The 14,054-nt window shown below is 42.5% G+C and carries 14 protein-coding genes; 8 read left to right on the top strand and 6 right to left on the bottom strand.

The window, feature by feature from the left end; all coding sequences use genetic code 11:
- Positions 1-358: 358 nt before the first annotated feature.
- The 6 genes from ACYVBM_RS14625 to ACYVBM_RS14600 all read right to left on the bottom strand — a co-directional run bounded on the left by ACYVBM_RS14625 (position 359) and on the right by ACYVBM_RS14600 (position 5,510).
- Positions 359-793, bottom strand: a complete 435-nt coding sequence (locus tag ACYVBM_RS14625; protein WP_460686424.1) for a GPW/gp25 family protein — start codon at positions 791-793, stop codon at positions 359-361.
- On the bottom strand, positions 794-1,876 hold the full coding sequence (locus tag ACYVBM_RS14620; protein WP_460686423.1) for a PKD domain-containing protein: 1,083 nt from the start codon (positions 1,874-1,876) through the stop codon (positions 794-796).
- A 6-nt stretch (positions 1,877-1,882) separates the two neighbouring features.
- Entirely contained in the window at positions 1,883-2,404 is a 522-nt protein-coding gene (tssO, locus tag ACYVBM_RS14615; RefSeq protein ID WP_460686422.1) for a type VI secretion system TssO, read from the bottom strand.
- A gap of 156 nt (positions 2,405-2,560) precedes the next feature.
- Positions 2,561-3,706: a hypothetical protein gene (locus ACYVBM_RS14610; RefSeq protein WP_460686421.1), complete on the bottom strand. Its 1,146-nt coding sequence runs from the start codon at positions 3,704-3,706 to the stop codon at positions 2,561-2,563.
- Between the two features lie 26 nt (positions 3,707-3,732).
- The gene (locus ACYVBM_RS14605) at positions 3,733-4,587 is read right to left on the bottom strand and encodes a TssN family type VI secretion system protein (protein WP_460686420.1); all 855 of its coding nucleotides are present in this window, start codon (positions 4,585-4,587) and stop codon (positions 3,733-3,735) included.
- Positions 4,588-4,610: 23 nt separating this feature from the next.
- Entirely contained in the window at positions 4,611-5,510 is a 900-nt protein-coding gene (locus ACYVBM_RS14600; protein WP_460686419.1) for a hypothetical protein, read from the bottom strand.
- 230 nt (positions 5,511-5,740) lie between these two features.
- Between ACYVBM_RS14600 and ACYVBM_RS14595 the strand changes: the two genes are divergently transcribed.
- The 8 genes from ACYVBM_RS14595 to ACYVBM_RS14560 form a co-directional block, all read left to right on the top strand.
- Positions 5,741-7,657, top strand: a complete 1,917-nt coding sequence (locus tag ACYVBM_RS14595) for a phage baseplate assembly protein V (RefSeq protein WP_460686418.1) — start codon at positions 5,741-5,743, stop codon at positions 7,655-7,657.
- A 6-nt stretch (positions 7,658-7,663) separates the two neighbouring features.
- Positions 7,664-8,293, top strand: coding sequence for a DUF4123 domain-containing protein (locus tag ACYVBM_RS14590; RefSeq protein WP_460686417.1), 630 nt, complete (start codon positions 7,664-7,666; stop codon positions 8,291-8,293).
- 11 nt (positions 8,294-8,304) lie between these two features.
- A complete protein-coding gene (locus tag ACYVBM_RS14585; RefSeq protein WP_460686416.1) occupies positions 8,305-8,946 on the top strand; it encodes a PAAR domain-containing protein in 642 nt (213 codons plus the stop codon).
- Between the two features lie 30 nt (positions 8,947-8,976).
- Entirely contained in the window at positions 8,977-10,980 is a 2,004-nt protein-coding gene (locus ACYVBM_RS14580; protein ID WP_460686415.1) for a hypothetical protein, read from the top strand.
- A 58-nt stretch (positions 10,981-11,038) separates the two neighbouring features.
- Positions 11,039-11,464, top strand: coding sequence for a type VI secretion system contractile sheath small subunit (locus ACYVBM_RS14575; RefSeq protein ID WP_460686414.1), 426 nt, complete (start codon positions 11,039-11,041; stop codon positions 11,462-11,464).
- A gap of 5 nt (positions 11,465-11,469) precedes the next feature.
- Positions 11,470-11,994 (top strand): type VI secretion system tube protein TssD, encoded by a 525-nt coding sequence (gene tssD / locus ACYVBM_RS14570; RefSeq protein ID WP_460686413.1) that lies wholly within the window; start codon positions 11,470-11,472, stop codon positions 11,992-11,994.
- A gap of 16 nt (positions 11,995-12,010) precedes the next feature.
- Positions 12,011-13,363, top strand: a complete 1,353-nt coding sequence (locus tag ACYVBM_RS14565; RefSeq protein ID WP_460686412.1) for a type VI secretion system contractile sheath protein TssC — start codon at positions 12,011-12,013, stop codon at positions 13,361-13,363.
- 28 nt (positions 13,364-13,391) lie between these two features.
- Positions 13,392-14,054, top strand: a 663-nt coding sequence (locus tag ACYVBM_RS14560; protein WP_460686411.1) for a hypothetical protein, incomplete at its 3' end; no start/stop codon positions are given.

The raw sequence follows: 14,054 nt of genomic DNA, 5'->3' as shown, positions 1-14,054 counted from the left end.
GTACTAAAATCTAACCGCTGTCATCTGTTACCAGTCAACTGTCTTAAGATGGTCCGGAAGTCGGAAAAGTCCGAGGTCCGAAGTCTGAAGTCCGAAGAAGAAACCAGCATTTACCTTTAGCTTTTTGCTCATAGTTACAGCTTTGTGTTACTATTCTCTGTTAAGCGTCATTTGTAACTATGGTTTAGTCTATTGTCTAAGTACTAAAATATAATATATCCTATCTGCCAACTGTCATCTGTCAACTGTCATCTGTCCATTGCTGGTTTCAGGTTTAAAAAATATTCAACAATCAATATTCAATATTCATTGAAACATCTTCCTTCCGTCATCCGTCATCTGTCCTAAGTCATCTGCTTTAATCCAGCGTATAAGGGCTGATAAAAAAGCCGGTCTGAAAAGTAAACGGCTCCATGTTACGCTTTATTTTTCCCTTTACAATAATCTCTATCTTTTTCTTTTGCACCTCGATATTGTTAATAACAGCATTCGACAGGCGTACATTAACATCCAGCACTACTTCTGTTATTCTTGTCTCGTATCGGTTAATCTGCTCTTTAAGGCTGCTGATGATGAGCTCTTTTCTTACATCATTATGTAAATGGATATCGTAATCCCTGTCCCAGAATCCTGATCCGTACTGCTCATCCGTTTTATGCTCTCCCGGAACAGTAGTGATGAGCAGGTGCAGATTCCGGTAAATTGATGCCAGTAAACTACATCGCGGCAGCTTTTTCTTTTCAAAAAACTCTCCGAATCGGATCGGTAATTTAAGATACTCCGGCAGGGCCATTTATTTATACTTTATATAGATAATTTTAACACAGTTGCCATTTGTTTCATCGCGTACTGCCTGGAATGATTCTATTTTTCTTTTTTTCTTAATAACGATGATATTCTTTTTTTGCTGCAATTCGTTGCACAAAGCGGCAAAGGTAGTAGGCTGGTTATTGGCCATTACCTTGGTGCCGGCGCCATTGCACAAAATATTATTGAAGTCTTCCATATTCTTTTTTCCGTCAATTACACCTTGTAGCATTGTTTGTATAGCCGGTTCGGGTAGCTGCTCCCAGTTTTTCGAAGTTTTTGGCGTTTCGGCTTCAACAGGCTCATTATCCTTCGGATCTTCCAGCGGCTTTTTCTCAGGGAGTGGGAGCGGATCCTGTGGCACGGGAGGTACATCAACGGGCGTAACGGACGGTAAAGCCGGTGCCTGTGCCAGCGATGCCGCCGCATCAATAACCTGTATTATTTTTTTATATATTTTGTTGTTATCAACCTTTAGTACAATAGTGAAATTCCCTGTTTTTGTAAATATGAATTTCGCAGAATTCGTTGCCTGGGAAGATTGCTCCGGCATTTCTTCAATGCTCCATTCATAATTGGCCCCAACGGCGCTGGTATTGAATATCGCCTCATCGCCCGCAGCAATGATATCGGCAGAAACGATAGGGCTGATAGCCGGGGCGTCTGTGGTCATGGCCAAATTGCTTTGGGTAATGCGAATGTTGACAGATTGAAGACATTGCCCATTTAAAAAGGCTTTTACAAGATAGTAACCTTCCCTGGTATAAACCTGTGTTACTGTGTTACCGGCCTTCCTACCAGATCCATCGTCCAAGTCCCATATAATATTATTGCTGTTGCCTTTGAGTGTGGTGGAGAAGGTGAGCTGCTCATTTACATAAAATGTATAAGCAGTATGGGCTTCAGTATGGTTAAGTTTACCGCTTACGGTTATTTTAAAATCGGCGCAGGGTGTATAAGTTATAGCCTTATAAGCTAATAAGCCAATGGATATAAGCGCCAGGCTGATGAAGCAAAGCCACACTTTGAAGTCAATACCTCCCCATCTTTTTGAAATCGAAAAGTACATACGGTTTTATTTTTGCCGGAGGATAAGGTTTTGTGTTTGCAATTGATTGTACGATTCCTGCCATTTGGCCAGCGAGTTCTTTAACTCAAGTATCTGGGCATTATACATAGCTACCACCGAATCTTTATTACCCGCCGCTCTTAATCCTCTTTTATCAGACTGTGCATTGTTCAGCGCCCTTATTACCTGGTTATATAAGCCTTTAGACGTTACATCGTTTTTAGCCAGCAGCGCATCCATTTCCTGTACCTTTTGGGTGATCCTGCCATCGAGCAAACCCGATTTTTGAGGATCCATATTTACTGTATCCAGTAAGGACTGAGCTTCGGCCATTGCCCTGGAAAAATCCTCCCTGAAACGGTTTTCCTTATCTACAATACTCAATTGTTGCTGCAATTTTTCGTTTTCGGCATATGGTATTTTTACGCCAAAAATAATGGCAGTTATAATAACAGCTACTGTTAAAATAAAAAATAGCAGGAACCGCTGAAATGCCTTCTGTCTTTCCTGTATGTTTAAGGGTTTCATCTGTATATTTTTGTTTTTTTAATTGCCAGATGGAATTTCGTATAAGAAAATATTCATTGTTTTCGGGTATGAAAATGAATATTTTCTTATGCTTTATTTCATATTAATTGCAATAATTTAGTTTATAGAAGTCTTTGCATTGCTCTCAACTGCCTGTTACCCGAAAAATCTCCGCTTGGGTTTGGGCGCATTTGCATCCCCGGTATCATTGATATATCCTTCTTTAACAAAAATCCCCGATTCTTTTCTTTTACCAATAAACTCCAGGTTGCTGAGGGTATTAAACAGTTTGCCGGTAACCTTAGCAAATTGAATAATATCGGAAATATTCTCATTGATGTCATTATGATTGTAACGCAATGCTGCCATATTGTTCAGCAGGGATTCCAGTTCTCCCTGGTTCAGCTCGCTCCATTCGCTCAGGTAGTTCATCAGCTCTTCTTTTCCCGATCCTATGCGCAGATCAATGCTGTTTTTTAAAACCCTTGCTAATCCTGCAATAGCGCTGATCATTTTTATTGGTGGTTCGTAAATATAAAGCCACCTGAAATCTGTTAAAACTTTTCCCAGGTGCAGCATCAGCCTGTCGCAGCAAAATTGTGCCAGCTCAGCCAGTTCATTCTGCTGGCTTTTTTTATATATTTTTTGTACAATTTGTGAGCAGGCCTGTTCGAGATCAGCTAAAAAACGATCCAGTTCAGCATGCAGGCCCAGCAGGTCTTGTGAAGCATTTACCGACAGGAAGGGAGGGAGATAATCGGTATCTACTTTTAAGCTGCCGCTTGCCGGTACCAATTTACCAATAACCAGGGCAAACGGATTTTGTATAAACTGGCTAAATTCATGATGAGGGATCAGCTGCACCATGTGAGCAGGTTTCACATAAGGAAAACGGGGCGGGTTTTCCGAAGGGTTGATATCGCCGAACGGGATGGCTTCGTAAGGTTGAAAAGTCAGCACCACCCAATGAACCTCGTTAGCCGAAGCCGGCAGCGTAATGGACAGGGCCGGGTTACCATCGGAATGGGCATTATGCTCCGTTGCCTGGATATTGATGAATGCTCCGCCAACAGATATTGCCTGGCATGAGATGATATTTACTCTCAGAATACCTTGGTTATCTGCAGACAGCTGAACATTAAAATTATTATCTCCGGGTACGATCCCAAATCTCACCGGGGAAAGCGTTGTAGCCATGAGCGTATAAAGAGCCGTAGTATGCGCATGATCCTGGGCAATAAAAATATCTTTATTGAGCTTCATCCCATCGGTCCAGTTAATATGAGGATATGTTTTTTTCATGATCGGTTTCGGGTTTTCTTATTATATTAAGTGATCCTTTCACAGATAATTACCGTATGCTCCTTTATTTTATTGTACCTTATCGTAAGGTCGGGAGCCAGTAATTTTGAAAAGCTGTACCATTTGGGCTTGGTTCTGAAGACCCATTCACATGCTGCTCCATCATTAATATACTGGATGGGTGTTTCGCTTTGCACTTCATTATAATCATTTATAAAATGATAAAACAGGTCGCCCAGTTTCATATTCTCGGGAGCTTTGAGCGTAAAATAAGTCCTGTCCCTGTCGTTTGCTTTTTTAGGTATCTCGAAGCCAATCACATAGAGCCGTTCTCGTTCATCTTCATCAGGCAGCTCAATGGGGTTATTCAGCGGATACTGCCAATAATTGTATAAAGGCTGGGGTATGGAAATAGCCGCATCGAAAGTATGTAGCAGTAAAAAAGGTATCAAAAGGAACAGCAGGCATAATAACATAGGGAAGTGCATGAAGTTTTGATCCTTAATAAAGTATTGAAGCGATGAGAATATAGCAACGCATAACAGCATGATAGAAAGAAAATACAGGAATTCTGCAAAGAATTGCTTGCCCCTGTTATCATGCCTTGTCTTAAAATATTTTTTATGGATCATCAGCACAATGATCGCCCCGGCTAATAAAAATACAGCCGATAATATCCAGAAAGTGAAGAACAGGTTTTGAGTGATATAGGTGGTTGCAAAGGCAATGCCCGATGCAAGGATTGAAGCAATAAAATTATAGATCCATGGCTTTTTACCGTAATTGCCAAAACTGCTGCTTAATGGTTTTATGAAAGCCATAATTACCATAGAAGAAGCTAAAAAGGCCCCGGCGAAAATCAGAAAGTATTTTAAAGCCATTTTTGTTGCATTTTGAATGGAGATTACAGGTATGCCCCTGTCCCCAGTATATTTTCGTATGTTCCTGCCAAAGGGTTAATTAACGGAACAAAATCAAAGTTGATATCAATATCGATCGGCATAAATAATTCTGTAAACCGGTCAATCACCGCCCGTATTTCGTTGCCTTCAGCGTATTTATACAATTCATTATTGGGAATACCGGCAACGGTACATCGCCACGAAACAGCCATCATGTTCGATTTGTCGCCCGTTACTGTATCAACTCCAAGGGTTTGTTGGCTTAACACCGGGGTATCCAGGCTATCGCTTTCGTAAATTTCAGAAACTGCTATTTGAACTTCCCGGCTCAACACATAAGCTAACGCCGAGGATGTTGAGGTAAGGTCGGCCTTGATCATTCCCGCGTAAGGCATTAGCTGCAGCATCCTGCTTGCCTGGGCCTGCGGCAGCTCGGGGCTTATATTCCAGAACCTGTAAAAAGCCTCGCTAAGCTTTCCGTTCTGTATATCATATAATGTAGTTCTTTCAGCAGATTCAGCGTCAGCTTTATAATAAAAAAGTGTCTGCTCAAGAGGGGCAAAAAAACTTCTTGCGTGTTTTTCCTCTTCCTTAAATAGCTTGTGTTCCTCCACAGCATCCTGTACCGAATTGACCCTGCTGTTACCTTTTGTTTGATGAAACAATCCCTCAGGCAGCCGGTCGTAGATGCCGTCCCTGTTAAGAAGCAGCTCAAAGCTGGTTTTATGATTCAGTGTTTCTATAACCATGGTTTCCACATCGTTGCTGTAACCTTTTTTAAATCCCCCTTTATTGGAGACCTTTATGTGGTTGCGCTGATGGCCCGCATCTTCTAGCGAAGCAAAAACGGCTTCTGCAAGGAACGATAATTTAACAATAGAAGTATTTACCGGGCTGCTCATGGTTTTGAATACTTAAAATTTATACTGTGTGTAAGTATAACATGATTTAGTTTCTTTCAAAATTAGAGGAAACTCTTAACAAGGTACATCACTAAAAATAGTGATATGGTACCGAATGATTATACTCTAAATTTACACTGTTGAATGGACGGCAACTTATGCGTTGAATTCAAAACTTATACCCGGTACCGCGCCCTGTCGAACCACAATGAATATTTAAATATCTCTACATGCCTGAAAGCTCAGTATTTTCAACAATAGAAATTATAATTCAGGGTTATAATAAAAACAGCCCTGTTATATTTTCCGGCCTGTCGATTACAGAGTCTCTTATAAGTGTCAATGAGTTTTCATTTTTGATGCGGCCCTCAGGCACTGAAGCTACAACGCTGGATGCCATTATCAGCTTTAAAAAACAGGTGCTGGGTAAAGAGACAGAAATCAACCTTAAAGATGGGGACACCTTGGGACACCAATTTAAGGGTATTATAATGGAAGTGCATTCATCGCTGATCGATAATGATTTTTATGAATTTCATATAGAAGGATGCGGTGCTTTTAGAAAGATTGATGAAATGCCCGAATACCGTTCGTTCTACAAAAAAAAGCTGGATGCTGTTATTAGTGATGTATTCCGGAATTCCGGATTAAAAAACAATGTCAAAAAAAACCCTCAAAATACCGGAGAGCATCATTACATTGTACAGTACGATCAAACCGCTTTTGCTTTTTGCGCTTCGCTGGCCACCCGGTTTGGGGAATGGATGTTTTATGATGGCGAAAACCTTCAGTTTGGGAAAAAACCGGAGGGCGATCCTGTTGAGCTGTTAATGCAAAGGGAAGTGAGCAATGTAAACATCAAAGCCCAGGCGGTAAGGTCGCCAAAGGGAATGGTGAGCACTGATATTTTTAAAAGTACTGTAATTGAGGCTACTTCTAAAGAGCCGGTCCCGGGAAACGATCTCATTAAGGCGTCCGAATCGTCAGGATCCGGTGCGATTGAAGAAGGGTTAGGAAATATATTTATGTCCTCAGGTTTTACGCAGGATGTAGTTAAAGAAAAATTTAAACTGGAACAGCAGGCCATCATGGCGTCTTCGGTTTATGTAACCGGCAGTACCCGCACTACGAAGCTAAGTGTGGGCAAGATCATTAAAATAAAAGATACGCCTGACGACGGAGGAAAAAACTATATATTGACTCAGGTACAGCACACCGCTTTAAACAGCGCCAATTATATGAACCATTTTACAGCCGTACCCGAAGAAGTGCAGGTCCCGCCATATACTGATCCCTTTTATATATGTAAAGCAACTGCCCAGCCTGCTGTTATTACCGATAATGAGGATGACGCAGGGCTGGCCAGGGTAAAGGTCAAATTCTCATGGATGTCTGATGAAGAAAAATCTCCCTGGATAAGCGTGCTGGCTCCTCACGCAGGAAAGGACAAAGGGTTCCGGTTCCTTCCCGAGAAAGATGATGAGGTGATGGTGGGCTTTTGGGGCGGGAATGTAGAAACTCCTTTTGTGAATGGTGCATTGTACACAGAAAAAAATACTCCAGGTATTACTGAAAGCGGCAACAATATAAAAATGATAGGCACACGTAGCGGACGCAGGCTTGAGATAGATGATGATGAAGGGTTGATGCAGATTTATGATAATAAAGGCACAGAGCCCCCTATTAATGCTGTCATGTTAAAACAGAAAGATGATTTATTGGATTTGGTTATTCAATCCAAAGACAGCAATGATAAATATACGTCGGTCAGGCTCGCGGGAAAAGAAGGGTTCAGTATGTTTTACAATGATGGGGATAAGGTAGGACGTATAGAGTTCACCGTTAGCGATAATAAACTTGTGGTGTATTCAAAAGGCGATATCAGCATTGAAGCCGGAGGTTCTATCAGCCTTGATGCAAAGCAGGATATCCATCTTAAGGCAGGCGTAAATATAAAATGCGATGCAGGGCAAAACCTGGAGCAAAAAGCAGGTGTAGACCTGAGTGCGAAAGCTGTAAATGTAAATATGAAAGGCGATGCGACCTTTACGGCAGAAGGGATGCAGGCAGATCTGAAGGGAATGCAAGCCAGTGTGAAAGGCGATGCAATAACAATGGTGAAAGGAGGCATTGTCATGATCAATTAATGGGTGATGAAATATCTCTGTTACGATACGGCCCTTAACGAAACCTATACGCTGGTGAAGCTGATGCAGCATTACCCGCGTTATATCTCGTTGTTTGCGGGTACAGACGATGAAAATATCTGGGATGCAGCCCCTTACTTATTTGAAGCAGCAGATAATTTTTATGAGCTCAGCAGAGACCGGTTCATCAGCTTACAACATTGTATCGTATTTGAGACACGGGAGCCTGTTGACGAAATATGCCGATTCCTGCAATACTATATATACCAGTGGCCGCATATTACAGGCGGATATTTCAGGATCTGGGATGCACGGGTATTATTACGTAACCTGCCGCATTGGACCGACAAAGAAAGGCAGCAGTTCTTCGAGGGGATCGATTGTTTTTTTGTTGAAAGTGAAGACCCCCTGTATTTTGACAAATGGACATTGCGAGGGTTTTTCAGACCTGTATCAGAAAGGATTTTAAAAACCGAAGTGTTAGAATCTTTCCGGGCGGGGGAAGAAAGCAGGCCATCTTCAGGCGGGGAGCATACAGAAGCAGCAACAGCAGTTAAGAATACAACAGGTTTGGAAAAGAATAATGTGCGTGGTGAAGAGCAGCTTCCAAAGCGCCGGCGATTTTTTATGGATTAAATAAACAGATTATGGGTCAGCCCGCAGCAAGAGTAGGCGATATGCATGTGTGCCCGATGGTGAACGCACTGGTACCGCACGTTGGAGGCCCGGTACTGCCTGCAGGTGTACCGACAGTATTGATCCAGGGACAGCCGGCAGCCACTGTGGGCTCTATGTGTACCTGTGCGGGACCTCCCGATGTTATAGCAATGGGTAGCAGCGGTGTGCTGATCGGCGGCCAGCCGGCAGCACGCATGGGCGATATGACCGCTCATGGAGGTTCAATTGTTTTAGGTTGTTTTACCGTACTGATTGGCGAGGCAGGAGGTGGTGGATCAGCTGGTGGCAGCGGTAGTGGCGGAGGCGCTGCATCTAAAGCAGTAGGCGCTGTGCAGGCAAAAAAAATAGCGAATAGTGACTCGCTTAAAGCTGCCGCTAAAGATGGTGAAGATAAAGCCGATAAAACTAAAAAAGAAGACTTCAGCGCCATGTTTTCACTGTATGATGAAGCTCAAAAACCTTTGAAGGATGTGAAGTATGAAATACAAACCAGTGACGGACAAATACATGAAGGAAAGACCAACAGCAACGGAGAAACGGCAGAGATTTCCGGTTATACAAAAGCAGACTGTAAAGTGCGGTTTTTTAATGACATGGTTTCCCGTTTTTAAACCGGCTATTTAAAAGCAAGTAATACCTGTATGGGAGATAAACAAACAAAAGAAGCTTTCCAGGTAAACGACAAAAAGCAGATGCTGGTGCTGGTGAGGTATAAACCCGCATCAGCAATGGAAGCTGATAGTATGCTGGGAGGTGTAACGGCCGCCGTACAGGGTGCTGTTGATAAAGTGGAGGATGCGGCGGCTTCCATACCAGGCCTGGACCTGTTTTTTAAAGAAGAAAAGGAGAAGGAAAAGCACACCGAAAAAGCATATACTTACTACAATGATTACAGCGCCTGGGATGAATATTTTAAAAAGATGAAAAATGAACTGGCGAATCGGTTAAACACAGATAATGAAACACTGGTCTTCGATTTCGATGCTTCGGATGCAAAGGCACGGGAAAACGAAGGCAGGAGGCTGTTGGCACAGGTTAAGAGTAAGGTGAGCGCCTGGAAAGATTATACCGCCTGTTTTCATTTTGTAGGATTGGGGCAGGGCGGGAACGTAGCGAATGAATGTATCAGCGGGTTAATTAAAGAACCGGATTTTAAAAATAAATGGTGGGTACAATCAATAATATATGTGGGCACGCCCCTCTACAAGAACAGGCATACATTTAAAGAAACAGAGGCGCTGAGAGGAAAAGGAAAAATTTATTCCTATGGGAATGCATATGATCTTACCCAGCATGTGATATCATATTTTGAGCCCTATGATCAATTACTTAAAATGATCGCTGAAAGTAATGCCAACATGCTTTCGGTTTTCACAGGGAAAATAAAGGCACAGTTAGTGGCTACTTTAGGCCGCCTGTTAAGTATCGAGGGGTTTGGAACGGGCCATGATAACGACGCTAATATCAACAAGCTTGCCCAATGTAAAAATGATGCGGAGGGGCTGGTAGGCGAATGTGTGGAAGCCTGTAAAAACGTGCTGAATGCTTTCCCCGATCTGGTAAAGCCGCCCGATCTGCCAAAGTTCGACGAAATGTTGAAAGGGTTTGATGCTGTTCCCCGCAAAAGTGCAGACCGACTGGAAAAATTTATTGATGAGCTTAAAAAGGTAAGAGAAGGTACCAGCCTTGATACATCACGCATCAGCCTGGGAAAGCTGTTTAACTTTTTATGTCCTTTGGTGGATCAGCTTACCGCAATACTCCGGTTATTTACAGTAGGAAGCGAAACAACTGACCGGCTTTTTGAGAAAGTAATGGAAAAGGCAGGTATAGAAAAAGTGCTGGCTCCTTCAGGTACTGGTATGAAAAACCTCCCCGTCGATCCATACATAAATAAAGCAGTTGAGATGGCAAAAGCTGCCCAGAAGCAGGAAAAGGAGCTGAAACAACAGGCAGGGGAAGAAAAATCAGCGGGCGATGCTCCCCGAACAAAAGAGAAACTGTGGTACGATCAGGCCAATGTAATGATAAATAATACAAAGGCGTGTATAGCCGCTGCCACCGAAAAGGACGATATTGATGTAAAAAGTAATGCCACAAGCGGCCACAGTAAGCAGAAAATAGCAGAAGCAGTTACAGCTATGCTGCTGCCGATGATGCCTTCAAAGAAAAAGTTCTATGGGAAGCTACTGGAATATATTCCTTTAGGAGGTATCAATAGTATGCTGGGCAAGTTGACAGGCGATGCGGCTTTTGCGCCGCTGAAAAATCTGGTAGGTAAGCTGAAAGATGGATTTGATTTTGATGAAGGCACAGAAGAAGAGCCGGGACTGAAAAAGTCGCTGCAGTATTTTGATAAAGAGCTGGCCCGGATCAAAGGTTTCCTGAACAGGAATAATTACCCGGTGCATCAGGATGCCAACAGCCTTTACTTTATTTATAACAGCCATAATCTGATGCTGGGCAAAACCTACGGCGAGATCTTAAACACTATTGATAAAGAAACCGGCTACCTGGGCTACATGCAAAGTATAGGATATACTAATTTTTATAACCTTGAAAAAAACGAATACCAGGGAAAAGGCGCCCCTCAAAATAGCCTGCAGCCCGTGCAGGTATTCGAAGAAGAAGCGCAGGGAACCTGATGACAGGGATGCTTTAGCATCTGATTTGATGATAATAATTTAATAACAAATAGCAACAATGAACAGTACAATGTCCAATAATTCTGAAAACCTGGTAGATATACCTGCTAACAGAACACTTCTGGCAGGTAGGTTCACTGCCTCTGCAGCCCATAAGCCGGAAGCCATTCACGGGCTGCAGTCTCTGGCCGATATATTTCAGCATTATAACCCGTCAGTAAATGTGGAGCTGGAAGATAAGAATGGTGGAGTACGAACAGAGACTTTTGTATTTCAATCCATACAGGATTTCAGTATGGAAAGTATTACAGCACAAAGCTCATTTTTTAAAGAACTGGCATTAAGCCGCGAAGGCTATTTAAAAGCAGCTCAACAATTGAAGCGTAACGGACAGTTGAAAGAAGCGCTTTCCAACCCGGAGCAGCGGAAGGCGTTTTTATCTGTTGTACTGGCTATGATCCAGGATCTTAAAAACTCAAAATAAATCTAATGGCAATAAGAGGATCACTTCAGTTAGGCCCTGCCGGAGAAGGAAACCACAACTGGCGGATTATTAATATGACCTACGAGTTCTTGCAGTCGGTAGACAGTTTCGGCCAGCCCAATGGAAGAGTAGACGGCGGATTTATTAACCTCACCGTTGAATCTTCCCCTTCTGATATAGACATCATTCACTGGATGCTGTCTAACAGGCAGGTAACCGATGGCGGAGCATATTTTTTTGACCGGAACGGAAGACTGGCGCGGGAGGTGGCGTTTAAAGATGCTTTTTGTGTGTATTATAAAGAAATTTATGACGCTTTTAATGATGCATTTATGAAAATAGATTTTCGCATCTCCTGCCGTGAAATTACTATTAACAACGGGGGCGCAGAAACTACCCTGGTAAAAAACTGGACAGGCTTTGAATCGTCAGGATCCGGCTCATCCTCTTCTTCGTCATCATCAACAACATCTTCTTCATCGTCCTCTTCTTCTTCAGGAGAAATTGGGTCGTTCAATCCTAATGATTAATGCTGGTTAGCCGAACATGAGTGAAACGGTTATTACATATGATGTGCATGATAATATCGAAGGATTTAGTTCCTACAGGGATCTGATCCGTTTATTGGATGATTCCGGCGGGTCAGCCTGGTTCTCATCGGTGATAGAAGGAAGCGAGAGCCTGCTCTCAGAAAATAAAGCCAGGCGCGATGTCTTTTTACACGATGCGGATAAGCAAAATGAAAGAATATCGCTGTTAAAAGATCTTGAAGCCTGGGCTGATGCGCTGCAGGCGGACAAAGGCGCTGATGATATGTCGGATTATTGTTTATCTGAAGCTGAAGGGCAAAGCCAGGTATTGCAGCACAATCTTTTAAAAGTGATCAGCATAATAAAGCCTATTGAAGTTTCGTACCGCGGGCTGGCATTGTTTTTTGAAAATGCAGAAAATAGCCAGGTACGCAATGTTTCATTTATTAACTGTGCCACCGAGCAGTTAAAGGATCTGGATGCGCCCCGGTATTTTGATTATATAAGCGAGGAGTTAAGGAAAAATTTTGACAGGATAGATCTTCGTAATAATTACAGCCTTTTGGTTTTGCCCGGGTATCTCGGTTCCAATGCTGTAATAGAAAAGTGGGCAAAAGCGGCATACGAAAACAAGGTCATTATTATTACCGATTTTGAAGACTTCGATGATGTGGACGATGTGCTCGAAGTATTTGATGCCGCGGGTTTGTCCGGTGGTGATGTATATCGTTCCAGTGTGTTGATGTGCTGTAACTGGCTGATAGGCCGCGGCAGGCATAACCCCGTAAATGAGGAGCATGATCTTTATCTGCCCCCCTCTATGGCGCTTGCAGGTAAAATATACGTTGCGCTTTTAAGCCAGGTTTCTGCCGGCAAGAGGTTTGGGATCATTTACGGTGCTGAGGGCGCAAAATTTTCTCTCAAAAAAAGTGAAGTGTCGGTTTTAGAGCGAATGGGCCTTGTGCCCATGTTTGGCGAGTATGGAAAAGTAATGGCTTTTTCAGCAAAAACATTGTTCAATGGTGCCAACCTGGGTTTACAGATATATTCGGTGGTTCGCGTTTTTGATTATGTCACAAAGGTTTTAATGGATTTTTTAAACCGCAGGGCCTTTGAAAATTTTAATGCCAATATCCGGAAGGAATTAATGGGGCAGATTGTAAAATTCCTTGACAGCATTTCGGGAAACGGAAGATTGATAGAGGATTTTAATATACAGCGTTTTGAGCAGGACGCCTTACAAAAGGACAAGATCCATCTCAACATTCATCTGAAACCTTACTTTCCTGCTAAAAATTTTATGATCAAAATGGCCGGGCAAAAAGATGAAGAAGGCGCCAAATGGGATACCGCTTACGATCAGCAATAATATTTATGACTCTTAAAGAGCAGCCTATATGCAAAAAAAATATTTGATATTACTATGGGTATTGATAACCATACTTCCCTGCGTTTTGTATGCGCAAAATATAAACGGGGAGCGGATACTGGTAGGCAAAGAAAGTATCACGATCATTAATTTCCCCGACAGGGTATTGAATATTAACTTTTCCGACGATGGTGCGTATGATTATTATATTCCCAAGCGCAGGGAAGAAAAATCAATTTCACTTCAGTTTAATAAAGAAAAGGAAAATGCGCCCAATACTGCTTTATTGGTGAATGAAGGAGGGCGCAGCCACATGTTCCGCATAGTTTTCGATTCTACCTATAATATTAACGATGACAGCCGCCCGCCTTTGTGGTACGATCATTCCAGCTTAAAAGAGCTGAAGGCATTTGTGCAGCGCCAGAAAGAATTAATAGCAAAGGATAATGATGAAGCCGCCATTGCCAGGCTCGATAAGGAACAGGAACAGGAAAGAAAAAGAGAAATGGACGCAAAAAAAGCCGAAGCAATGGTCATCCAGAAAAAGAAAGAGGCGGAAGCTGTACAGAAGGCAAAGGAAGCCGAAAAACAGCAAAAGCAGGAAGAGATAAAGCTAAAAGAAGAAACGGCTTCCCTGGCGAAAGCAAAAAAGGATGCCGAAGAAAAAGAAAAGCAGTTATTGATAGCACAG

This window comes from Niabella aquatica (genome assembly GCF_054779315.1).
Note: the sequence above shows the minus strand (reverse complement) of the source record. Positions and strands in the feature narration are given on the sequence as shown.

What these genes read in the sequence shown, in the direction of transcription:
- ACYVBM_RS14625 (WP_460686424.1), bottom strand. Translation starts at nt 793, where the DNA reads ATGGCCCTGCCGGAGTATCTTAAATTACCGATCCGATTCGGAGAGTTT.
- ACYVBM_RS14620 (WP_460686423.1), bottom strand. Translation starts at nt 1,876, where the DNA reads ATGTACTTTTCGATTTCAAAAAGATGGGGAGGTATTGACTTCAAAGTG.
- tssO (WP_460686422.1), bottom strand. Translation starts at nt 2,404, where the DNA reads ATGAAACCCTTAAACATACAGGAAAGACAGAAGGCATTTCAGCGGTTC.
- ACYVBM_RS14610 (WP_460686421.1), bottom strand. Translation starts at nt 3,706, where the DNA reads ATGAAAAAAACATATCCTCATATTAACTGGACCGATGGGATGAAGCTC.
- ACYVBM_RS14605 (WP_460686420.1), bottom strand. Translation starts at nt 4,587, where the DNA reads ATGGCTTTAAAATACTTTCTGATTTTCGCCGGGGCCTTTTTAGCTTCT.
- ACYVBM_RS14600 (WP_460686419.1), bottom strand. Translation starts at nt 5,510, where the DNA reads ATGAGCAGCCCGGTAAATACTTCTATTGTTAAATTATCGTTCCTTGCA.
- ACYVBM_RS14595 (WP_460686418.1), top strand. Translation starts at nt 5,741, where the DNA reads ATGCCTGAAAGCTCAGTATTTTCAACAATAGAAATTATAATTCAGGGT.
- ACYVBM_RS14590 (WP_460686417.1), top strand. Translation starts at nt 7,664, where the DNA reads ATGAAATATCTCTGTTACGATACGGCCCTTAACGAAACCTATACGCTG.
- ACYVBM_RS14585 (WP_460686416.1), top strand. Translation starts at nt 8,305, where the DNA reads ATGGGTCAGCCCGCAGCAAGAGTAGGCGATATGCATGTGTGCCCGATG.
- ACYVBM_RS14580 (WP_460686415.1), top strand. Translation starts at nt 8,977, where the DNA reads ATGGGAGATAAACAAACAAAAGAAGCTTTCCAGGTAAACGACAAAAAG.
- ACYVBM_RS14575 (WP_460686414.1), top strand. Translation starts at nt 11,039, where the DNA reads ATGAACAGTACAATGTCCAATAATTCTGAAAACCTGGTAGATATACCT.
- tssD (WP_460686413.1), top strand. Translation starts at nt 11,470, where the DNA reads ATGGCAATAAGAGGATCACTTCAGTTAGGCCCTGCCGGAGAAGGAAAC.
- ACYVBM_RS14565 (WP_460686412.1), top strand. Translation starts at nt 12,011, where the DNA reads ATGAGTGAAACGGTTATTACATATGATGTGCATGATAATATCGAAGGA.